Raw genomic sequence first — 20,843 nt, 5'->3', positions numbered from 1 at the left:
TATATGATTACTTTGTAGAAGCAAATGAATCGGAAATTTCTTTCATTAGTTGTTCTGCACCTTCGCGGCTAAGAATTAATTTTCCGCCTGCGAGTTTGATATTGTCGTCAGATACTTCACCCGTAATATGACAAGTCATGCTTGGTTTGTATTTCTTAAGAATGATTTTGTCGTCGTCTACATAAATCTCTAGTGCGTCTTTTTCAGCAATTCCCAGTGTACGGCGAAGTTCGATCGGAATAACTACACGCCCTAGCTCGTCAACTTTACGAACAATACCTGTTGATTTCATTTTTATTTCCCCTTCCAAACCTGTTTATTAAAAAGTTTTAACGTTTAATCGTCATTTTTCGACATTTTTTTCACTTGTGGTTTTATCATACCAGCTATTGCCATAGTCGTCAACAAGAAAATGTAATTTTGCCAGGGAATGTAAGGTAGTGAAAACGTTGATAAATCAAGCTTTAAAGGGATATATGAATAATTTGGAAACGAAAAAATGAAAAAAATGTCGAATGAGATGAACAGTGTACGAGATCGTTGAAAAACAAGGCAGATAAGGAGTTTAATGTTTACAATTACAGCGGAATAAGAGAAAATAAAAGAAGCGGCTTTTTAGCTGCAGCTATGTATATTTCTTTAGTATAATAGTAATAATGTCAATAAAATTCAGTAATTGAGTGCCCACTAGGGGTATTAGTGTAAAAGGAAGCTCTCAACCGTCGGGTGAGGGCTTTTCTACATAAGAATCAGCGTCTTCGAGGAGGGGTATAAATTGAACGATCAAAAGAAAACATTTTATTTAACAACACCTATTTATTATCCAAGTGGAAATCTTCATATTGGACATGCTTATACGACGGTGGCGGGCGATGCAATGGCGCGTTATAAAAGGCTTCGCGGATTCGACGTGATGTATTTAACGGGAACGGATGAACACGGACAGAAGATTCAACGAAAGGCGGAAGAAACAGGCGTAACTCCGCAGGAATATGTCGATAATATTGTTTCTGGCATTCGAGAATTATGGGATAAGCTTGATATTTCGTATGACGACTTTATCCGGACAACAGAAACCCGCCACAAAGACATTGTGGAAAAAATCTTCAAACAGTTATTAGACCAAGGTGACATTTACCTTGATGAGTATGAAGGATGGTACTGTACACCGTGTGAATCTTTCTTTACAGAACGCCAATTAGAAAACGGCAACTGCCCAGATTGCGGCCGTCCTGTTGAGAAAGTAAAAGAACAATCGTATTTCTTTAGAATGAGTAAATATGCGGATCGTTTGCTTGCGTTTTATGAAGAAAATCCAGAGTTCATTCAGCCGGAATCCCGCAAAAATGAAATGATTAATAACTTTATTAAACCAGGGTTGGAAGATTTAGCAGTATCACGGACAACCTTTGACTGGGGAATAAAAGTGCCGGGTGATCCGAAGCACGTTATTTACGTGTGGATCGATGCTCTTTCCAATTATATTACGGCACTCGGTTATGGAACAGACCATGATGAAAAATATCAAAAGTATTGGCCGGCCAATGTTCACCTTGTCGGTAAAGAAATTGTACGCTTTCACACGATTTATTGGCCGATTATGTTGATGGCGCTAGACTTGCCGCTTCCTAAAAAAGTGTTTGCTCATGGCTGGCTGCTTATGAAAGATGGAAAGATGTCAAAATCAAAAGGAAACGTGGTAGATCCTGTTACGTTAATTGACCGATACGGATTGGATGCTCTCCGATACTATTTACTTCGTGAAGTGCCATTCGGTTCAGATGGTGTATTCACGCCTGAAGGATTTGTTGAGCGTATCAATTATGATTTAGCCAATGACCTAGGTAATTTGCTTAATCGAACAGTTGCAATGATCAATAAGTATTTTGATGGAGTGATCCCGCCTTACAATGGATCAACAGGTGAATTTGAAGAACAGCTTCTCCAAATGAATATGGAAGTTGTCAATCAATATGAAGAGGCGATGGAAAAAATGGAGTTTTCCGTTGCGCTTTCTGCTGTCTGGCAGCTAGTGAGCCGTACGAATAAATATATTGACGAAACACAGCCGTGGGTTCTAGCTAAAGCGGAAGAGAAAGAAAAACTCGGCAACGTTATGGTTCATCTTGCAGAATCGTTAAGAAGAACAGCTGTCTTTTTACAGCCATTTTTAACACAAACACCGAAGAAGATTTTCGAACAGTTAAATGTTCAAGAAGATCACTTAAAGTCATGGGACAGCTTGGCACAATTTGGTGTGATAAAAGAAGGCACAACGGTTGTTAAAAAAGGAGAGCCTATTTTCCCCCGCCTAGAGATGGAAGAGGAGATTGCTTATATTAAAGAGAAAATGCAAGGAGCTCCAGTAAAAGAAGAAAAGAAAGAAGAACCGGCGGTCGAACTTGCAGAAGAAATAACAATTGATGATTTTATGAATATCGATTTACGCTCAGCTACTGTCATTGCAGCAGAGCCAGTGAAAAAAGCAAATAAATTACTAAAGCTTCAACTTGATCTAGGTTTTGAAAAGCGGCAAGTTGTTTCAGGCATTGCTGAATATTATAAGCCGGAAGAGCTAATTGGACGCAAAGTAGTTGTCGTGGCTAATTTAAAGCCTGTTAAATTGCGCGGTGAGCTGTCACAAGGTATGATCCTTGCAGGCAAGAGTGATGGCGTATTATCATTAGCAAGCGTAGATGAGAGCCTGCCGAATGGTTCACGGATTAAATAAAATGAATGGATTGAAAAACATAGAATGTTTCACGTGGAACAATTATTCGACGGGAACGTCTATGTTTTTCTTTTGGAAGGGATGAAAAGATTGTTATTTGATACGCATGTTCATTTAAATGCTGAACAATATAATGAAGATATAGAAGAAGTCATCAAACGGGCGAGAGAAGCCGGTGTAGACCATATGATTGTTGTCGGGTTTGACCGTCCTACGATTGAAAAAGCAATGGAACTCGTTGAAACGTATGACTTTTTATATGCTAGTGTCGGCTGGCATCCTGTAGATGCGATCGATATGACAGAGGAAGATCTTATTTGGCTGAAAGAATTGGCAGAACATCCAAAAGTTGTTGCATTAGGTGAAATGGGGCTCGATTATCATTGGGATAAATCACCAAAAGACATTCAAAAGGCCGTGTTTCGTAAGCAAATCCAGCTGGCTAAAAAAGTAAAACTTCCGATCATTATTCATAACCGGGAAGCCACTCAGGACATTGTTGAGATTTTAAAAGAAGAGGGAGCAGAAGAAGTAGGAGGGATTATGCATTGCTTCAGCGGCAGCGTTGAAACGGCGCGTGAATGCGTGGATATGAACTTTTATATTTCACTGGGCGGCCCGGTTACATTTAAAAACGCGAAAAAGCCAAAAGAAGTGGCAGAGGATATTCCGCTCGAGAAGCTGCTTATTGAAACGGACTGCCCTTATTTAGCGCCCCACCCGTATCGCGGCAAGCGCAATGAACCTGCTTATGTGAAGTTAGTTGCCCAACAAATTGCGGAACTAAAGGGTCTTTCTTACGAAGAAGTTGCCCAGGCTACAACTGAGAATGCCCGAAAGCTTTTTAAAATCGAGTGGTGAGTGATATTATGAAAATTAAAGAAATTATTGTTGTGGAAGGAAAAGATGATACAACAGCGATTAAAAGAGCAGTAGATGCCGATACCATCGAAACGAACGGTTCAGCCGTTTCGCCGGCCGCCATCGAGAGAATTAAACTAGCACAGGAAACAAGGGGAGTCATCATATTTACTGATCCGGATTATCCGGGTGAACGGATTAGGCATATAGTTTCTGAGCATGTGCCAAACTGCAAACACGCTTTTTTGCCAAAGCACGAAGCCATTGAAAAAAAGGGGCGGGGGGTCGGTGTGGAACATGCGTCTGTTGAAGCGATTCGTAAAGCACTGAAGGATGCCCAGCTTGTGGAAAGGGAAGCGGTTGAGCAGATTACAAAAGAAGATCTCGTTGACGCTGGACTAATTGGGGGAGAGAAAGCAAAAGAAAGAAGAGAAAAACTTGGTGAAAAGCTGAGAATCGGCTATACGAACGGCAAGCAGCTGCATAAGCGGCTGCTCATGTTCCAAATTACGCAAGAACAATTTGCCCGCGCTTTGAAAGAAGTGCTGCAGGAGGAAATAAAATGAAGGATATTGCTACTCCTACGCGAACGAAAGAAATATTAGAGAAGTATGGGTTTTCTTTCAAAAAAAGCTTAGGACAGAACTTTTTAATTGACCCGAATATTTTACGCAGAATTACAGAAACAGCTGAATTGACAAAAGAAACAGGGGCCATTGAAATTGGTCCTGGCATCGGGGCACTGACGGAACATTTAGCACGGACGGCCGGCAAAGTAGTCGCTTTTGAAATTGACCAGCGGCTTCTGCCAATTTTGGCTGATACGCTTTCTCCGTATGATAATGTAAACATTATTCATGAGGATATATTAAAAGCAGACGTGGCTCAAATCGCAGAACAGGAATTTTCGGGATGTGATCATTTAATGGTCGTTGCTAACTTGCCCTATTATGTGACTACGCCGATCATTATGAAACTGCTTGAAGAAAATGTACCTTTTAAGGGAATTGTTGTTATGCTTCAGAAAGAAGTAGCTGACCGTATTTCCGCAAAGCCAGGCACGAAAGAATATGGTTCATTGTCTATTGCTATTCAATACTACATGGAAGCCGAAACGGCTTTTATCGTGCCGAAAACAGTTTTTATGCCGCAGCCAAATGTGGATTCTGCGGTCATTAAATTATTGAGAAGAGACCAGCCGGCTGTGAAAGTCGATAATGAAGCTTTCTTTTTTACGGTTACTCGTTCTTCATTTGCTCAGCGCCGAAAAACCATTTTAAATAACCTAATGAGCCAGCTTCCGGAAGGCAAAGCAAAGAAAGAGCTTGTGATTGAGGCACTCGGCAAAGCGGGAGTAGATCCTTCTAGAAGAGGAGAATCCCTTTCGCTCGAGGAATTTGCCCGGCTCTCTAATACGCTTTACCCTATTTTTCAATAAACGTATCCGCCTGAAATGATTAGGGCGGATATTTTTTATTAATTTTAAGGATTATATTTACAGCTAATTCGTATTCCCCAATATCCTCACTTTGCATAAGATGATTAGAAGAGTAAAAAGCAACGGGGATGATCACATGGTGATTCGTATCAATTCTATCGTTAGCCGTCCGTCTTATGGAAATGATATATTGTTCCGGGTAATAGAGATTAAAGAGACGAAGGAGGGGAAAATCGCCATTTTGTCCGGGGAGGATTACCGGCTGATTGCAGATGCCCCGTTTTCCGATTTATTAGAAGTTGAACCTGATGAACAGAAGCGAATGACTCATGCAACAAAAATGCGTGAAGAGCAATCGTTCCACTTATTTCGGCAGGAACTTGAATTGATTAAAGAAAGACAAGAATATCGGGCGACAGAATGTTATCGGAACGAAAATGATGTATTTCAAATACCAGGCAGAGTGCTTCATATGGACGGTGATCCTAATTATTTAAAAAAGTGTTTGGCGGCATATGAGAAAATCGGGCTTCCCGTTTATGGCGTGCATTGCCTAGAGGAGGAGATGCCGAAGAAAATATCAGGACTTATTGACGAATATCGTCCTGACATATTAGTGATTACCGGGCATGACTCTTATTCTAAAACAAAAGGCAGTAAATCGGACATAAATGCGTATCGGCATTCTAAACACTTTGTTCAAACAGTTCGGCTGGCGAGAAAAAAGTTTCCTCATCTCGACCAGCTTGTCATTTTTGCAGGGGCATGTCAGTCGCACTTTGAATCGTTGATTCGAGCTGGAGCCAATTTTGCGAGTTCTCCCTTTCGTGTGAACATTCATGCGTTGGATCCGGTATATATTTCAGCCAAAATCGGATTTACGCCATTTAATGAGCTTGTGGATGTAAGAGAAGTGCTTAGAAATACGCTGACTGGAAATAAAGGGCTTGGAGGAATTGAAACAAAAGGAGTGCTTCGGCTGGGCATGCCCTTTCAGCAGTCTGAAGAGGAATAAAGAATGCAGGGAATATTTTGTCATGGTTATTAAAATATTGGGCACGCTAAACGTATGATGAAAAAAGCAGGTTTTTGTAAAATAAAAAACATTGACAAAAGGGGGCTCTCGTTGATAAAATATTTTATTTGTTTGACTTGCTATTTAAATCATGTTATTATAGAAATAGTGAGGTGGAAGCGGATGCCAAAAACATTAGCCGACATTAAAAGATCCCTTGATTCAAATTTAGGAAAGAGACTTTTGTTGAAAGCAAACGGGGGACGCCGAAAAACAATTGAGCGTTACGGGGTTCTTGCTGAAACATATCAAGCAGTCTTTGTAGTGGAACTGGATCAAGACGAGAACGCGTTCGAAAGAGTGTCATACAGCTATGCCGACGTGTTAACGGAAACAGTAGAATTAACATTTGAAGATACGACAGGAAGCGCAGTTTAATTTCAGGGTTGTCCTCAAAAAGCGCTCGGCTCCTTCAACATAAGGAGGGAGCTGAGCCCTTTTCGGACAATCACTTTTTTATTATTCCCGACAGAAGATCCTCACCTCAAGGAATATGAAGGTTGTAGCCTATGAGTAGATGGGAGATGAATGTCGGTAGGCGTGAGTTTAAATTTTACGATAAAATATCTCGGAACGATTCTACCGTGGTGGTAGTTGTGTAAATAGAGCTCGTTTGCTGGCTATCGTTCGCCCATAGCTTTCATGAGTCGCAAAGGATAACCAATAAATCTGACACGAAAACCAAGTGTCAGATTGTAAGATCATACAAGAGGGCACAAGCTTTCGACAACAAGACAGCTGTCTGAAGTAAATGTCTATTCTTTAAAGATTAAAAAAACAGGTCTTCTAGAAAGGTAAGTTTTTATCTTTCCAGAAGGCCTGTTTTTTGCTTGTCGCCGATCAGTGGGCGCCTTCCGCTTTTCTAGGGTTTCCTTGATTTTCCGCTAATCGTTTTGTTAGGGATGGTTAAGCTAGGAGTAGCGGCAAAAGGAGGCCAACAAATGGGCAGAAGAAGAGGAATTATGTCTGACCAATTGAAAGAAGAGCTTGCAAAAGAGTTAGGATTTTATGACACTGTTCAACGGGAAGGCTGGGGCGGAATTACAGCCCGAGATGCCGGCAACATGGTGAAACGAGCGATTGAACTTGCAGAAAGCCAGCTCGCAAACAAGCAATGACGCTTTATTTGACTTCTAATGACAAGCCGCCAAAGAACCGGAATTTTTTCCGGTTCTTTTTTTCTCACAGAAAATCGCAGGATAAAACGTTATATTTTCCAACACTTAATGGACTTTATGATAAAATAAGCTAAACTGTAATGTGCGCAAAGTAGGTGGTCTATTGTGAAAATAATGGTGAAGGCACCAGCAAAAATTAATTTAACGCTCGATGTGCTGCACAAACGAACTGATGGATATCATGAAGTGGAAATGATTATGACAACAGTAGATTTGGCAGATCGTATTGAACTTGAGCCGCTTCCGAAAGATGAAATTAAAATTATCTCCCATAACCGTTTTGTTCCTGATGACAGCCGTAATTTAGCTTACCAGGCGGCAAGACTGCTGAAGGAGAAATACAGCATCCGTTCAGGAGTAGCGATCAGCATAGAGAAGATTATTCCTGTAGCTGCTGGTTTAGCGGGGGGAAGCAGTGATGCTGCTGCTACGTTAAAAGGGTTAAACCAATTGTGGGATCTAGGGCTAAGTTTAGATGAATTAGCAGAAATCGGTTCTAAGATTGGATCAGATGTTTCCTTTTGTGTATATGGCGGCACAGCTTTGGCGAGAGGAAGAGGAGAAAAGGTAAAACGCCTTCCTGCTCCGCCTAATTGTTGGGTCGTTCTTGCTAAGCCAACGATCGGGGTATCCACAGCAGAAGTATATAAAAATTTAAAGATCGATGGAATTCGGCACCCCAATACAGAGGCGATGATACATGCCATTGAAACGAAGGATTATGATAAAATGTGCAGCCACCTTGGAAATGTACTGGAGTCTGTTACATTGAGAACTTATCCAGAGGTGGCGCAAATTAAAGAACAGATGGAACGTTTCGGTGCGGATGCCGTGTTGATGAGTGGAAGTGGCCCGACTGTTTTTGGGTTAATGCAGCATGATTCTAGGATGAACCGAGTTTATAATGGATTAAGAGGATTCTGTGATCAAGTATATGCCGTACGGTTGTTAGGAGAAGGAAATCCTATTGATTGAATCCGTATATTGGGATATATTTAAAAGTAAATATTCGGATAAACTCCTAAGGAGAGGAGGGAAATATATGAAGTTTCGTCGAAGTGAACGGTTAATTGATATGACCCATTATTTGTTAGAACATCCGCAGCAACTCGTTTCACTTACCTTTTTTGCTGAGCGGTACGGATCCGCAAAGTCATCTATTAGTGAAGACTTGGCTATCGTAAAGGAAACATTTGAACAGCGTGGCATCGGTTCACTTCAAACGATACCGGGAGCAGCTGGGGGGGTCAAATACTTTCCAAAAGTCAGTGAGATGGAAGCGCGGAAGTTTATTGCTGATTTATGTGAACAAATCGAAAATCCAGAGAGACTGCTTCCGGGCGGATATTTGTATATGATGGATTTGCTGGGTCATCCGCAAGTCGTTCATCAAGTCGGCAAGCTTCTTGCTTCGGCTTATGCAGGCATGGAAATTGATGCAATTATGACAGTGGCAACGAAAGGGATCCCTATTGCTCATGCCATTGCTTCGCATTTAAATGTTCCAGTTGTTGTCGTTCGCAGAGATAATAAAGTAACGGAAGGACCAACTGTCAGCATTAATTATGTATCTGGATCTACGAAGCGGATACAGACAATGGTATTAGCGAAGCGCAGCCTGAAAGAAGGCTCTAAAGTTTTGCTCGTTGATGATTTTATGAAAGTGGGCGGAACCATTAATGGGATGATCAGCCTATTAGCTGAATTCAATGCATCTGTGGCAGGCATTGCTGTATTAGTGGAAGCAGAACATGACGAAGAAAGACTTGTGGAAAATTACATATCTCTTGTTAAGCTGCAGGATGTAAACATTCGTACATCAGCTATTACAGCAGTAGAAGGAAATTATTTTTCACAAAGTATCCAATTTTCATAAGGGGAGATTAAAATGAGAACAGTGTCAACGAATCAAGCACCAGCTGCAATCGGTCCATACTCACAAGGGATCATCGTCAATAACGTATTTTACAGCTCAGGTCAAATTCCGCTTACGCCGGAAGGAGAATTAATAAACGGGGACGTAAAAGAGCAGACTCATCAAGTATTTAAAAATCTTCAGGCTGTGTTAGCAGAGGCAGGAGCTGCACTAGACACCGTTGTAAAAGCAACTGTATTTATTGCTGACATGGAGGAATTTGGGGAAATCAATGAAGTATACAGCGAGTACTTCGGTGACCATAAGCCAGCGCGTTCTTGTGTAGAAGTATCAAGACTGCCTAAAGATGTAAAGATAGAAATGGAAGTTATTGCACTTGTGAAATAATTAAACTTTAAAAAGTGTTTATTTGTTTCTTTCTTAAAGGATCAACGTTTTAATAGATCTTAACGTATGTAAAACAAAATTTATTCATAAGCTGACGGAGCTGTCTCATGAGGGTTGATTGTACCTTCAATATACTGTATATAGTGGATGTTAATCTTTAAATATACAATATGTTGTTATCGGGGGAATTTAACACTTTATTTTTGAGACAGCCCCGTCTTTTTTTTGAAAAATAAAATAATTTTTTCAAAAAAAATGAAGGAATATTTGAAATATTATTGAATAAGTAGTTTAAAGCTTTTATATAGGGGAAAAAGGGGTGAACAGAACATGGAAGTAACTGATGTGAGATTAAGACGTGTAAATACAGATGGACGTATGAGAGCGATTTCATCAATTACATTGGACAATGAATTTGTGATTCACGATATTCGTGTAATTGATGGAAATAATGGCTTGTTTGTAGCAATGCCAAGCAAGCGCACGCCAGATGGCGAGTTCCGCGACATTGCCCATCCAATTAACTCCAACACACGCGGTAAAATCCAAGATGCTGTTTTAGCTGAGTATCATCGTTTAGGGGAATTGGAAGAAGTGGAACTAGAAGAAGCAGGAGCTTCATAGGTTTAAGAGCAACAAGAGCCTACTTCAAATGTATGGCTCTTTTTCTATGTGTAAATCTCTCCTCCCAATCCTCCGATTACTCTCCCATTTTATTGACAATAATTTGTCGTTTTTTTCGCTGTCTTGAAAAGGACTCCCTTTTAAGATATATTCAATAAGGATAAAAGGTTATAGGGGGACCCTCAATGACGAATATTTATGCGGTCATTCTCGCGGCAGGCAAAGGAACACGTATGAAGTCTAAACTTTATAAAGTACTTCATCCTGTTTGCGGTAAACCAATGGTAGAACATGTAATTGATCAAATATCTGATTTACATACAACTGAAATTGTTACGATTGTCGGACACGGAGCAGAAGAAGTTAAAGGCTATCTTGGCGGCAAAAGTAAATTTGCCTTGCAAGAGGAGCAGTTGGGTACGGCTCACGCAGTCATGCAGGCAGAAGCCTTGATTGGTGAAAAGGAAGGCTGCACGCTTGTTGTTTGCGGTGATACACCGCTTATTCAGTCATCAACGATGGAAGCACTCGTAAGCTATCATCAAGAGCAGCAGGCGAAGGCAACTATTTTAACGGCCTACACAGAATCACCAGATGGCTATGGACGAATCATTCGCAATGAACAAGGAATGGTTGAAAAAATCGTAGAGCATAAAGATGCGACAGAGGAAGAGCGCCAGGTAAAGGAAATAAATACAGGCACATACTGCTTTGATAATCGTTACTTGTTTGATACACTGAAAAAAGTGTCTAACGACAATGCCCAAGGTGAATATTACTTACCGGATGTTATTGAGATCTTGAAAAAAGCCGGAGAAAAAGTGGCTGCTTATCAGACAGAAAACTTTGGTGAAACGCTTGGTGTCAATGACCGCGTGGCGTTGAGTCAGGCAGAGAAGATCATGCGTGAGCGCATTAACGAAAAGCATATGCGCAACGGTGTTACATTGATTAGTCCTGAAAATACGTTTATCGGTCCCGATGTTATCATTGGTTCCGATACGGTTATCTATCCAGGAACCGTTCTATCCGGAAATACATCTATCGGAGTGGACTGTGTGATTGGTCCGAACAGCGAGATCAGTCATTGTCAAGTAGGCGATGGTACAACGATTCGCCATTCAGTTGCTTCCGACAGTGAAATCGGTTCTCGCGTTGCCATTGGCCCATTCGCTCATATCCGTCCTGCTTCTAATATTAGTGACGAAGTGAAGATCGGCAACTTTGTAGAAGTAAAGAAAGCTGTCTTCGGTAAAGGAAGTAAAGCTTCCCATTTAAGTTACATTGGCGATGCTGAAGTAGGAAGCGGAGTCAATATAGGCTGTGGTTCAATCACGGTGAACTATGATGGGAAAAATAAATTTTTAACTAAAATTGAAGATGATGCATTCATTGGCTGCAATTCCAATCTTGTGGCTCCTGTTACGGTTGGAAAAGGTGCATACGTTGCTGCAGGCTCTACGATCACAGACGACGTGCCTGGTGAAGCTTTATCTATTGCTCGTGCCCGTCAAGTGAATAAAGAAAATTATGTGCAGAAGTTAAATCATAAAAAATAAAAGCGGAGGTCCACCCATGCATAATCAGTATTTAGACCCAAAACTAAAAATCTTTTCTCTTAATTCTAACCGCAGACTTGCTCAAGAAATTGCAGAAGCAATCGGTTTAGAATTAGGAAAATGTTCGGTCAACCGTTTCAGCGACGGAGAGGTTCAAATCAATATTGAAGAGAGTATCCGTGGCTGCGATGTGTACATTGTGCAATCCACAAGTGCACCGGTTAACGAAAACCTGATGGAAATGCTCATTATGATTGATGCTCTAAAACGTGCCTCTGCTAAAACGATTAACCTTGTTATTCCTTACTATGGATATGGACGCCAAGATCGTAAAGCCCGTGCACGTGAGCCGATCACAGCGAAGTTAGTAGCAAACCTGCTGGAAACTGCAGGAGCAACCCGTGTGATTACACTTGACTTGCATGCGCCGCAAATTCAAGGTTTCTTCGATATGCCAATTGACCATCTAATGGGTGTACCGATTTTATCTGCTTATTTTAAAGAGAAGAACTTCATCGGTGATAACGTCGTAATTGTTTCCCCGGACCATGGTGGCGTAACCCGTGCGCGCCGGATGGCTGAACGTTTAAAAGCACCGATTGCGATTATTGATAAGCGCCGCCCAAGACCAAATGTTGCTGAAGTGATGAGCATCGTTGGGAATATTGAGGGGAAAACTGCCATTTTAATTGATGATATTATTGATACGGCTGGTACGATTACGCTTGCGGCTAATGCCCTTGTGGAAAACGGAGCTAAGGAAGTTTACGCTTCTTGTACGCACCCTGTACTATCAGGCCCAGCCATTGAGCGCATCGAAAACTCTATTATTAAAGAACTTGTTGTGACAAACTCGATTGCCCTGCCAGAAGAAAAAAGAATTGGCAAGGTTGTGGAACTATCTGTCGCACCTTTACTTGGTGAAGCAATCATTCGTGTTCATGAAGAACAATCTGTCAGCACACTGTTTGATTAATAGAAAAGCGGAGAGCACCCGCTTATCGGCGAAAAGTATAAGCCAAGCGCTGCCAGAAGGCGTTCTTTGCCTTCCGAAGCGATTAATTTATGCCCTTGAGCCGATGATGCTCGGAGCTGGACAATGATCTAATTCTCCTAAAAGTTTATCATTTCTTATCTTTTTTAAAAAAAGCCTATTTTAGGCTTTTTTTATGTTTAAAGACTGAACAATACGGGAATATATGATGGAGGACACAATATTTTAAGGCAGAGATCATGATAAAGAAGGGTGAGTTTCTCAAATGAGTTCAGTACTTGAAGCAAAAAAACGTAATGAGTTTCAACGATCGGCTAAAAGCGGACTTCGTGCACAAGGGAATTTCCCAGCTGTTTTATACGGAAAGGACATGGAGGCTGCATCGATCTTTGTAAATGAAGGGGAATTTATCAAAGTCATTAAAGAAGTAGGCCGTAATGGGGTGATTTCTTTAACGGTGGATGGACAAGCTCATAATGTCATCTTACATGAATATCAGCATGACCCAATTAAAAATTACATCGTTCATGCTGATTTTTTAGCAGTAGATTTATCCTCTGAAATTACGTCAAATGTTAGAGTGGATTTAGAAGGAGAAGCTCCGGGGTCAAAAGAAGGCGGAGTTGTGCAACAGCCGTTGTTTGAGCTTTCCGTCACGGCGAAAGTCAGCGAATTCCCTGAGAATATTACAATAGACATTTCTCATTTAAATATCGGTGACAGTTTATCAATCAGTGATATTCGCACCAGACAGTCATTTACAATCAATCACGAAGACGATGAAGTGATCGTATCTGTTCTTCCTCCGCGTGTAGGCGAAGGAGCAGCTGAAGAAGACCTCACAGAAGCTTCGGCTACAGGAGCAGATGCAGAAAAGTCAGGAGAATAATCGAAGAGATCGGCTCAGTTACTTTCTTGAGCCGATCTCTTTTCTGTAGGGAACAAAGCAACTAACAGAATTAGTCGTGTAATTTCTTATTCATGTGCGTTATACTAGAGTTAACTCATGAAGAAAAAATTTGAGGTGCAAAAAATGAAGCTAATTGTTGGTCTTGGCAATCCGGGAGCGAAGTATGCAGGAACAAGACATAATATCGGTTTTGATGTGATTGAAGAATTGGCCGAACGTTTCGGCTCTCCTCTTACAGAAGCTAAGCATAAAGGAATTTACACGATTGTAAGGAAAGGAACAGAAAAAGCGATTCTTCTTAAACCGCTTACATACATGAACTTATCCGGGGAAAGTATTGGCGAAGTCATGCGTTATTATAATATTGAAACTGAAGACGTTGTCGTGATTTATGATGACCTGGATTTGCCTGTTGGCAGAATCCGTCTTCGGCAAAAAGGCAGTGCAGGCGGGCACAATGGAATTAAGTCGACGATTGCTCATCTCGGTACGGAAAACTTTAATCGTATCCGTATTGGAATTGATCGGCCGCAGGCACCGATCCGCGTGGTTGATTATGTACTAGGTAAATTTACAGAGGACGAGCAGGGAAAAGTGAAACAAGTTGTTTCAAAAAGTGCAGATGCGGTGGAAGCATGGCTCGAGAGACCATTTCTTGATGTGATGAATGAATATAATATTCAAGCATGAAGGCGGACAACGAAGAAAGCGAACGTTTGCTAACAGCCTGCACGCATGAATAAATGTTTTCTTCTTTGCCTATACTAACGTTAACATAACAGAAGTTGGCAGCAAAGGAGGAGGCACATGGCTATTCATTACGTTTGCCGTCATTGCGGAACAAACGTTGGGAGTCTCAAGCAAACGATTGTTTCTAGCCGGCAGCTCGGTATTGATGCATTGACAGAGCGCGAAAGAACAGAAATGGTTCATTATGATTCTGAAGGGAATATAACGATCATGACCATATGTGAAGATTGTGAAGAATCTCTTCAAAGAAATCCTGAATTTCATCAATATGATTATTTTATACATTAAAACAGCTTTGGACAGCGATCCAAAGCATTTTTCTGTTTACACTGCCGGGACAAATGGGCAGGGAGAGAATGTTCTTGGTTGAATGGACAGTGAATCGTCCGTTATAAGGGGAGGAAGAAAGTGTGAATAGTTTACAACAGATTCTCTTGCGAAATAATGAGGTACAATCTATTTTTAATGGATTGTCGGGGGGATTAAAAGAACAGCTGGCAGCTGGACTTTCGGGATCATCCCGATCACTCTTTATTGCCGCTGCCTATGAGAAAACAAGAAAGCCTGTCATGGTCGTAACCTATAACTTGCTACAGGCACAAAAGCTCTACGATGACCTGATCCAGTTTATCGATGAGAGAGAAGTGTATTTATACGCAGCGAATGAGTTAATAGCCGCTGAGATTAGCATTGCCAGCCCAGAATTGCGGGCACAGCGCATCGAAGTATTGAATCACATGGTGCATGAAACAAAGGGGATTTACATTGTCCCTATTTCTGGACTGCGTAAAATGCTGCCGCCGAAAAGTGAATGGGCCCGTTTGCAGAAAACCATTGCAGTTGGTGATGAGCTTGATCTAGATGAAACGATTCATCGTCTCGTGCAAATGGGATATCAGCGCACAGACATGGTTTATGCACCGGGAGAATTCAGTTTGCGAGGCGGAATTATTGATGTATATCCGCTGACGATGGAACATCCTGTTCGCATTGAGTTGTTTGATACAGAGGTAGATTCGATCCGAACGTTTTCCATGGAAAATCAGCGGTCAATTGAAAGTAAATCTGCTATTCATATTAGTCCGGTGACAGAAACGCCGTATTCGCCGGATCAACTCTTAACATTGTCCCAGCGGCTTGAGAAAGCGCTGAAAGAATCATTGAAAAAAGTAAAAAAAGCAGAAACGAAACAGCTGATGGAAGAAAACATTGGCTTTGAAATTGACCGGCTGAAGCAAGGGATTCCAATCGATGGATTATCTAAGTACACGGCTTTAATGTATGAAAATTCAATGAGCTTAACCGATTACTTGTCGGATGATGGACTCGTATTTTTCGATGAGATCAGCCGGATTAGAGAAATGAATGATTCTCTTGGACAGGAAGAAGCGGAATGGTATACGTCCTTACTTGAAGAAGGAAAAATTGTACATGATGTGAAGATGTCTTATCATTTTTCGGAGGCAATATCGTTTATTCGCCAGCCGATTATTTATCTTGCGTTGTTTTTACGACAAGCAGCAGACACTCATCCAGAAAATATCGTCAACTTTTCTTCACGGCCTATGCAAGATTTTCATGGTCAAATGAATGTACTTCATGCAGAAGTGGAAAGATGGAAAAAGCTCGGCATGACCGTCATCTTTCTCGGTGAAAATGAAGAGCGGATGACTAAAATCCAGCGTGTGTTGGCAGACTATGAGATTGAAGCTGCTAGTTCACTAGAAAGCACCGACATCATTGAACAGGCCGTGCAAGTCCGTTTAGGGTCTTTGACAGCCGGTTTTGAATTTCCAGCTTTACATCTTGCCGTGATTACAGAGCAGGAGCTGTTCAATAAGAAACCCAAAAAAAGTGCGCGGCGCCAGAAGCTGTCTAATGCTGAACGAATTAAAAGTTATTCTGAACTTAAGCCGGGCGATTACGTCGTTCATGTGAATCATGGAATAGGTAAATATTTAGGGATTGAAACGCTGGAAATTAAAGGTGTACACAAAGACTATTTAAATATTAAATACCAGGGAACGGACCAGCTTTATGTTCCGGTCGAGCAAATTGAATTAGTACAGAAATACGTTGGGTCAGAAGGCAAAGAGCCAAAGGTATATAAACTAGGCGGCAGTGAATGGAAACGTGTAAAAAGTAAAGTCCAATCGTCTGTTCAGGACATTGCAGATGATTTGATTAAGCTTTATGCGGAAAGGGAAGCTGCAAAAGGATACGCGTTCTCTCCAGATGGTGAAATGCAGAGGGAATTTGAGGCCACCTTCCCATATGAGGAGACAGAAGATCAGCTGCGTTCAATTGCTGAGATCAAACACGACATGGAAAAAGAACGCCCTATGGACCGTCTTCTTTGTGGTGATGTTGGATATGGGAAAACAGAAGTAGCTATTCGTTCTGCTTTTAAGGCCATTGCGGATGAAAAACAAGTAGCTTTTCTCGTGCCGACAACGATCCTTGCCCAGCAGCATTTTGAAACGATGACGGAACGATTCCGTGACTTTCCAATCAGAATTGGCTTGTTGAGCCGCTTTAGTTCTAGAAAACAACAGACAGAAACGATTAAAGGCCTTAAAAGCGGTACAGTTGATATTGTGGTCGGGACACACCGCCTTCTGTCCAAAGACATTCAATACCATGATCTTGGCTTGCTAATCGTCGATGAAGAACAGCGTTTCGGAGTGACACACAAGGAAAAGATTAAACAGCTGAAAACAAACGTGGATGTTCTCACGTTAACAGCGACGCCGATTCCGCGAACACTTCATATGTCAATGCTCGGTGTCCGCGATTTATCTGTCATCGAAACACCGCCGGAAAACCGTTTCCCTGTGCAAACATACGTGGCAGAACATAATCCCGCTTTAATCAGGGAAGCCATTGAACGGGAGCTTGCTCGTGAAGGGCAGGTCTTTTATCTATACAATCGTGTAGAAGATATTGAGCAAAAAGCGGATGAAATTGCTACGCTCGTTCCCGATGCCAAAGTGGCATATGCGCATGGCCGGATGACGGAACGGGAATTAGAAGCAGTTATTTTAAGCTTTTTAGAAGGAGAATTTGATGTTCTCGTTACAACAACGATCATTGAAACCGGTGTAGACATTCCGAATGTGAATACACTTATTGTTCATGATGCCGATCGGATGGGCCTGTCTCAGCTCTACCAAATCCGCGGACGGGTCGGGCGTTCCAATCGTGTGGCTTATGCTTATTTCATGTATCGTAAGGACAAAGTACTATCAGAGCCGGCAGAGAAACGTTTGCAGGCGATTAAAGAATTTACTGAACTTGGCTCTGGTTTTAAAATTGCAATGCGTGATTTATCGATCCGAGGGGCAGGAAATCTGCTTGGCTCCCAGCAGCATGGATTTATTGATTCCGTTGGTTTTGATCTATATTCTCAAATGCTAAAAGAAGCCATTGAACAAAAACAAGGAACAGATCATAAAGAAATGGTTCCGCCATTTGAAGTGGATATTTCTATTGATGCTTATCTTCCGGATACGTATATTAGAGACAGCCGCCAGAAAATTGAAATGTATAAGCGATTTAGAAGTATAGAGTCACTAGAAGAAGCAGCCGAGCTCAAGGAAGAGATGACCGACCGTTTTGGAGACTATCCTCGTGAAGTGGAAGATCTCTTTAAAGTAGCCGAGATGAAAGTCTATGCATCGGCAGCACAGCTAGAGTTAATTAAACAAGAAAAAGACACCGTTTATCTGTTGATGAGTGAAGCAGGCACGAAACAAATGGACGGCTCAAAATTATTTAATATTTGCAATAAGCACGGCAGATCTATTGGACTTGGCATGGAAGACAACAAGCTTAAAATTACGATTGATATAAGGAAAATGTCGATTAATACATGGTTTGAGATTGCTTTTGATCTGATAAAAAACGTAGAACAGGCGAAAAAGTAACAGAAACGAAAGTTGACTGCTGTATATGATCCTAAGGGTCCCTGTGACGACGATTGTTTACAAACACAAACGAATGGGTATTGCTTTTTATCGGATTCTTTTCGGCTGCTATTCAAAAAACTAGAAAAAACACAACAATATGTATAGAACTCCTAAGATGATAAATAATAACATCACAGGGACAGTGACATCGATATGTGATCGTTGATTCATTGTCAATTAATCATCTGACGAAAGTGAGGCAGCATAAGATGAAAGCAACTGGTATCGTTCGTCGAATCGACGATTTAGGGCGGGTCGTTATACCGAAGGAAATCCGCCGTACGTTAAGGATAAGAGAAGGCGATCCTTTAGAAATTTTCGTTGATCGGGATGGAGAAGTTATTCTGAAAAAATATTCCCCTATTAGTGAATTAGGTGATTTTGCTGAAGAGTACGCAGAGGCACTAAACGACAGTTTAAACAGTTCTGTCTTAATTTGTGATCGAGATGTCATTATTGCTTCTGCTGGTGTATCCAAAAAAGAATATGTAAATAAAAGCATTAGCGAATCCATCGAAAAAGCGATGGAAGAACGTCAGAATGTATTGAATCACCCGCAATCACAAGTGTCATTCATAGATGGCCGCGAAGAAAAAATTCACTCCTATACAATGGCACCAATTATTGCGAACGGTGACCCAATCGGTGTTGTCGTTATTTTTTCAGATGATCGTTCGCTGGGAGAAGTGGAAAAGAAATCAGCGGAAACCGCCGCTAGCTTTTTAGCCAAACAAATGGAGAGTTAATAGGAAGGGAATAGAATATCTAAATAGACTTTTTCTACAATCCGAAGCAGAATAAAATCTGCTTCTTTTTTTGATGGGTCAAGGTGCTTGCGCTTTCCTATGTAAATGTATTAAGTTGGGAGTAGTTTGTTTAGAAGGGCAGAGTGTTACATGTGGTCACCAAAAGGAAAGAATACATTCATGCAGGGAGCGGCTATTTTAACAATGGCGGCGATCTTTGTGAAAATTTTAAGCGCTGTGTACAGAGTACCGTTTCAAAATATAGTCGGTGATATCGGGTTTTATATTTATCAGCAGGTTTACCCTTTTTATGGCATTGCTATTGCATTATCTACATACGGATTTCCGGTTATTGTCTCGAAATTGATAGCTGAATCAATGAATGATCCTCAGCGCAGGCAGGAAGTCATTAGTCTTTCTTATTACATAACGAGCTGTACAGGTGTGTTATTATGGGCAGCTGTTTTTTTTGGATCAGAAATCATAGCAGCTGTCATGGGTGACCGTTCCTTACAGACGCTTCTTCAGATTACGTCTTTTTCTTTTTTGTTTATTCCGTTTTTAACTGTATGGCGCGGCGTATTTCAAGGAGAAGGCAACATGATGCCAACGGCCGTTTCTCAAATAGTAGAACAGTCTGTCCGCGTAGGGGCTATTTTATTATTCTCCTATGTGCTCATTAAAAAAGGGGCTTCTCTGTATACGGCTGGTGCCGGTGCCTTAGCAGGTTCCATAGCAGGTGCACTCGCCGCTGTGGCTGTTTTATTTTATTTCGTGCGAAAAGGCAGCCTTATTTCTAAAGGAAAGCGGAGAGTGAAAAGCAGCGTAACAAGGAAGGAAATTCAGGTGCTGTTTATTCAAGGGGCGGCAATTTGTCTTTCTAGCATGGGAATGATCTTGTTTCAGCTCGTTGATTCGTTAAATGTATATCAAGGATTAATAAAAGGAGGGATGGGTGAATTAGAAGCAAAAATAGCGAAAGGGGTTTATGATCGCGGTCAGCCGCTTTTGCAGCTTGGAACTACGGCGGCTGTTGCACTTGCTTTAACACTTGTTCCGCTTGTCACATCTGCGTATCGCAGAAATCTGTATCGAGAGTTAGACAATTGTATCCAGCTTGCGTTGAAAGTAAGCGTTACGTTCGGATTAGCGGCAACAGCAGGGCTGTTAAATATTATGGATATGGTGAATATGATGTTATTTGAGAATAGTAATGGATCGTTTGTCCTTTCTGTTTTTTGTACATCTATTCTATTTAGCTCCCTTGTTCTTACATTAACGGGGATCTTGCAGGGACTAGGGAATGATTTCTTCCCTGCTGTCGCTGTATTAACAGGTGTCGTTTTTAAGTACATTGGAAATATCATGTTGATCCCCCTGTTTGGGACGTTCGGAGCTGCGGCTGCAACGGTGTTATCCTTTAGCTGGATGACTGCTTTTTTAGCTTTTCTTCTTCAAAAGAAATGGAAAACTGCTTTTTTAAAAAAAGAGGCAGCGGGAAAAGCATTGTTAGCTGCCTTCTGTATGACCATTGTTCTGCAAGCATGGAGATGGAGCATTGAATATGTTTTATCATCAGAAGCAAATAGCAGACTTGCTATGACGGGAATAGCCTTAAGCAGTGTGGCAGTCGGAGCGTTTGTTTTTATTTATATCATTTTAAAAGTAAAGCTATTTACAGAAGAAGAACTGCAGCAAATTCCTTTCGGCAGCAGGCTGAGCAGAAGAACGAAGTAAAGGAAACTT

Annotated in this window: 20 protein-coding genes; 19 read left to right on the top strand and 1 reads right to left on the bottom strand. The window is 41.3% G+C overall.

Annotation, left to right across the window (positions count from 1 at the left end; all coding sequences use genetic code 11):
• Positions 1 to 7: 7 nt before the first annotated feature.
• A complete protein-coding gene (locus QYG89_RS15185; protein WP_404318851.1) occupies positions 8 to 298 on the bottom strand; it encodes an AbrB/MazE/SpoVT family DNA-binding domain-containing protein in 291 nt (96 codons plus the stop codon).
• Between the two features lie 450 nt (positions 299 to 748).
• On the opposite strand from QYG89_RS15185, the gene metG reads away from it, so the two are divergent.
• The 19 genes from metG (at position 749) to QYG89_RS15090 (ending at position 20,834) form a co-directional block, all read left to right on the top strand.
• On the top strand, positions 749 to 2,731 hold the full coding sequence (metG, locus tag QYG89_RS15180; RefSeq protein WP_404318849.1) for a methionine--tRNA ligase: 1,983 nt from the start codon (positions 749 to 751) through the stop codon (positions 2,729 to 2,731).
• Positions 2,732 to 2,821: 90 nt separating this feature from the next.
• Positions 2,822 to 3,592: a TatD family hydrolase gene (locus QYG89_RS15175; RefSeq protein WP_404318847.1), complete on the top strand. Its 771-nt coding sequence runs from the start codon at positions 2,822 to 2,824 to the stop codon at positions 3,590 to 3,592.
• 8 nt (positions 3,593 to 3,600) lie between these two features.
• Positions 3,601 to 4,158, top strand: coding sequence for a ribonuclease M5 (gene rnmV / locus QYG89_RS15170; protein WP_404318822.1), 558 nt, complete (start codon positions 3,601 to 3,603; stop codon positions 4,156 to 4,158).
• Positions 4,155 to 5,030, top strand: a complete 876-nt coding sequence (gene rsmA / locus QYG89_RS15165) for a 16S rRNA (adenine(1518)-N(6)/adenine(1519)-N(6))-dimethyltransferase RsmA (RefSeq protein ID WP_404318820.1) — start codon at positions 4,155 to 4,157, stop codon at positions 5,028 to 5,030. The genes rnmV and rsmA overlap by 4 nt, the downstream gene beginning before the upstream one ends.
• Positions 5,031 to 5,166: 136 nt before the next feature.
• Positions 5,167 to 6,045 carry a sporulation peptidase YabG gene (yabG, locus tag QYG89_RS15160; RefSeq protein ID WP_404318817.1) on the top strand — a complete coding sequence of 293 codons (879 nt, stop codon included), beginning with the start codon at positions 5,167 to 5,169 and terminating at the stop codon, positions 6,043 to 6,045.
• A gap of 183 nt (positions 6,046 to 6,228) precedes the next feature.
• A complete protein-coding gene (gene veg, locus QYG89_RS15155) occupies positions 6,229 to 6,483 on the top strand; it encodes a biofilm formation stimulator Veg (RefSeq protein WP_404318814.1) in 255 nt (84 codons plus the stop codon).
• Positions 6,484 to 7,046: 563 nt separating this feature from the next.
• A complete protein-coding gene (locus QYG89_RS15150; RefSeq protein ID WP_404318811.1) occupies positions 7,047 to 7,223 on the top strand; it encodes a small, acid-soluble spore protein, alpha/beta type in 177 nt (58 codons plus the stop codon).
• 165 nt (positions 7,224 to 7,388) lie between these two features.
• Positions 7,389 to 8,258: a 4-(cytidine 5'-diphospho)-2-C-methyl-D-erythritol kinase gene (ispE, locus tag QYG89_RS15145; RefSeq protein ID WP_404318809.1), complete on the top strand. Its 870-nt coding sequence runs from the start codon at positions 7,389 to 7,391 to the stop codon at positions 8,256 to 8,258.
• 67 nt (positions 8,259 to 8,325) lie between these two features.
• A complete protein-coding gene (gene purR / locus QYG89_RS15140) occupies positions 8,326 to 9,159 on the top strand; it encodes a pur operon repressor (RefSeq protein ID WP_404318807.1) in 834 nt (277 codons plus the stop codon).
• Positions 9,160 to 9,171: 12 nt separating this feature from the next.
• Positions 9,172 to 9,546 carry a RidA family protein gene (locus QYG89_RS15135; protein ID WP_404318805.1) on the top strand — a complete coding sequence of 125 codons (375 nt, stop codon included), beginning with the start codon at positions 9,172 to 9,174 and terminating at the stop codon, positions 9,544 to 9,546.
• A gap of 330 nt (positions 9,547 to 9,876) precedes the next feature.
• On the top strand, positions 9,877 to 10,170 hold the full coding sequence (spoVG, locus tag QYG89_RS15130; RefSeq protein ID WP_404318802.1) for a septation regulator SpoVG: 294 nt from the start codon (positions 9,877 to 9,879) through the stop codon (positions 10,168 to 10,170).
• Positions 10,171 to 10,355: 185 nt separating this feature from the next.
• Positions 10,356 to 11,729: a bifunctional UDP-N-acetylglucosamine diphosphorylase/glucosamine-1-phosphate N-acetyltransferase GlmU gene (gene glmU / locus QYG89_RS15125; protein ID WP_404318799.1), complete on the top strand. Its 1,374-nt coding sequence runs from the start codon at positions 10,356 to 10,358 to the stop codon at positions 11,727 to 11,729.
• Positions 11,730 to 11,745: 16 nt separating this feature from the next.
• Complete coding sequence (locus QYG89_RS15120; protein ID WP_404318796.1) at positions 11,746 to 12,705, top strand: ribose-phosphate diphosphokinase; 960 nt, start codon at positions 11,746 to 11,748, stop codon at positions 12,703 to 12,705.
• 283 nt (positions 12,706 to 12,988) lie between these two features.
• Positions 12,989 to 13,612: a 50S ribosomal protein L25/general stress protein Ctc gene (locus tag QYG89_RS15115; RefSeq protein ID WP_404318793.1), complete on the top strand. Its 624-nt coding sequence runs from the start codon at positions 12,989 to 12,991 to the stop codon at positions 13,610 to 13,612.
• Positions 13,613 to 13,756: 144 nt separating this feature from the next.
• Positions 13,757 to 14,323 (top strand): aminoacyl-tRNA hydrolase, encoded by a 567-nt coding sequence (pth, locus tag QYG89_RS15110; RefSeq protein ID WP_404318845.1) that lies wholly within the window; start codon positions 13,757 to 13,759, stop codon positions 14,321 to 14,323.
• Positions 14,324 to 14,440: 117 nt separating this feature from the next.
• A complete protein-coding gene (locus QYG89_RS15105) occupies positions 14,441 to 14,671 on the top strand; it encodes an anti-sigma-F factor Fin (protein ID WP_404318791.1) in 231 nt (76 codons plus the stop codon).
• A gap of 122 nt (positions 14,672 to 14,793) precedes the next feature.
• On the top strand, positions 14,794 to 18,309 hold the full coding sequence (gene mfd / locus QYG89_RS15100) for a transcription-repair coupling factor (protein ID WP_404318788.1): 3,516 nt from the start codon (positions 14,794 to 14,796) through the stop codon (positions 18,307 to 18,309).
• A gap of 251 nt (positions 18,310 to 18,560) precedes the next feature.
• On the top strand, positions 18,561 to 19,097 hold the full coding sequence (spoVT, locus tag QYG89_RS15095) for a stage V sporulation protein T (protein WP_404318785.1): 537 nt from the start codon (positions 18,561 to 18,563) through the stop codon (positions 19,095 to 19,097).
• Positions 19,098 to 19,247: 150 nt separating this feature from the next.
• Complete coding sequence (locus QYG89_RS15090; RefSeq protein ID WP_404318782.1) at positions 19,248 to 20,834, top strand: putative polysaccharide biosynthesis protein; 1,587 nt, start codon at positions 19,248 to 19,250, stop codon at positions 20,832 to 20,834.
• The last annotated feature ends 9 nt before the right edge of the window (positions 20,835 to 20,843 follow it).

Source organism: Bacillus lumedeiriae, assembly GCF_044891285.1.
GTDB lineage: Bacteria > Bacillota > Bacilli > Bacillales > Domibacillaceae > Pseudobacillus > Pseudobacillus lumedeiriae.
Note: the sequence above shows the minus strand (reverse complement) of the source record. Positions and strands in the feature narration are given on the sequence as shown.

What these genes read in the sequence shown, in the direction of transcription:
- yabG (WP_404318817.1), top strand. Translation starts at nt 5,167, where the DNA reads ATGGTGATTCGTATCAATTCTATCGTTAGCCGTCCGTCTTATGGAAAT.
- QYG89_RS15150 (WP_404318811.1), top strand. Translation starts at nt 7,047, where the DNA reads ATGGGCAGAAGAAGAGGAATTATGTCTGACCAATTGAAAGAAGAGCTT.
- QYG89_RS15105 (WP_404318791.1), top strand. Translation starts at nt 14,441, where the DNA reads ATGGCTATTCATTACGTTTGCCGTCATTGCGGAACAAACGTTGGGAGT.
- QYG89_RS15135 (WP_404318805.1), top strand. Translation starts at nt 9,172, where the DNA reads ATGAGAACAGTGTCAACGAATCAAGCACCAGCTGCAATCGGTCCATAC.
- veg (WP_404318814.1), top strand. Translation starts at nt 6,229, where the DNA reads ATGCCAAAAACATTAGCCGACATTAAAAGATCCCTTGATTCAAATTTA.
- spoVG (WP_404318802.1), top strand. Translation starts at nt 9,877, where the DNA reads ATGGAAGTAACTGATGTGAGATTAAGACGTGTAAATACAGATGGACGT.
- QYG89_RS15115 (WP_404318793.1), top strand. Translation starts at nt 12,989, where the DNA reads ATGAGTTCAGTACTTGAAGCAAAAAAACGTAATGAGTTTCAACGATCG.
- QYG89_RS15090 (WP_404318782.1), top strand. Translation starts at nt 19,248, where the DNA reads ATGTGGTCACCAAAAGGAAAGAATACATTCATGCAGGGAGCGGCTATT.
- pth (WP_404318845.1), top strand. Translation starts at nt 13,757, where the DNA reads ATGAAGCTAATTGTTGGTCTTGGCAATCCGGGAGCGAAGTATGCAGGA.
- purR (WP_404318807.1), top strand. Translation starts at nt 8,326, where the DNA reads ATGAAGTTTCGTCGAAGTGAACGGTTAATTGATATGACCCATTATTTG.
- glmU (WP_404318799.1), top strand. Translation starts at nt 10,356, where the DNA reads ATGACGAATATTTATGCGGTCATTCTCGCGGCAGGCAAAGGAACACGT.
- rsmA (WP_404318820.1), top strand. Translation starts at nt 4,155, where the DNA reads ATGAAGGATATTGCTACTCCTACGCGAACGAAAGAAATATTAGAGAAG.
- rnmV (WP_404318822.1), top strand. Translation starts at nt 3,601, where the DNA reads ATGAAAATTAAAGAAATTATTGTTGTGGAAGGAAAAGATGATACAACA.
- QYG89_RS15120 (WP_404318796.1), top strand. Translation starts at nt 11,746, where the DNA reads ATGCATAATCAGTATTTAGACCCAAAACTAAAAATCTTTTCTCTTAAT.
- spoVT (WP_404318785.1), top strand. Translation starts at nt 18,561, where the DNA reads ATGAAAGCAACTGGTATCGTTCGTCGAATCGACGATTTAGGGCGGGTC.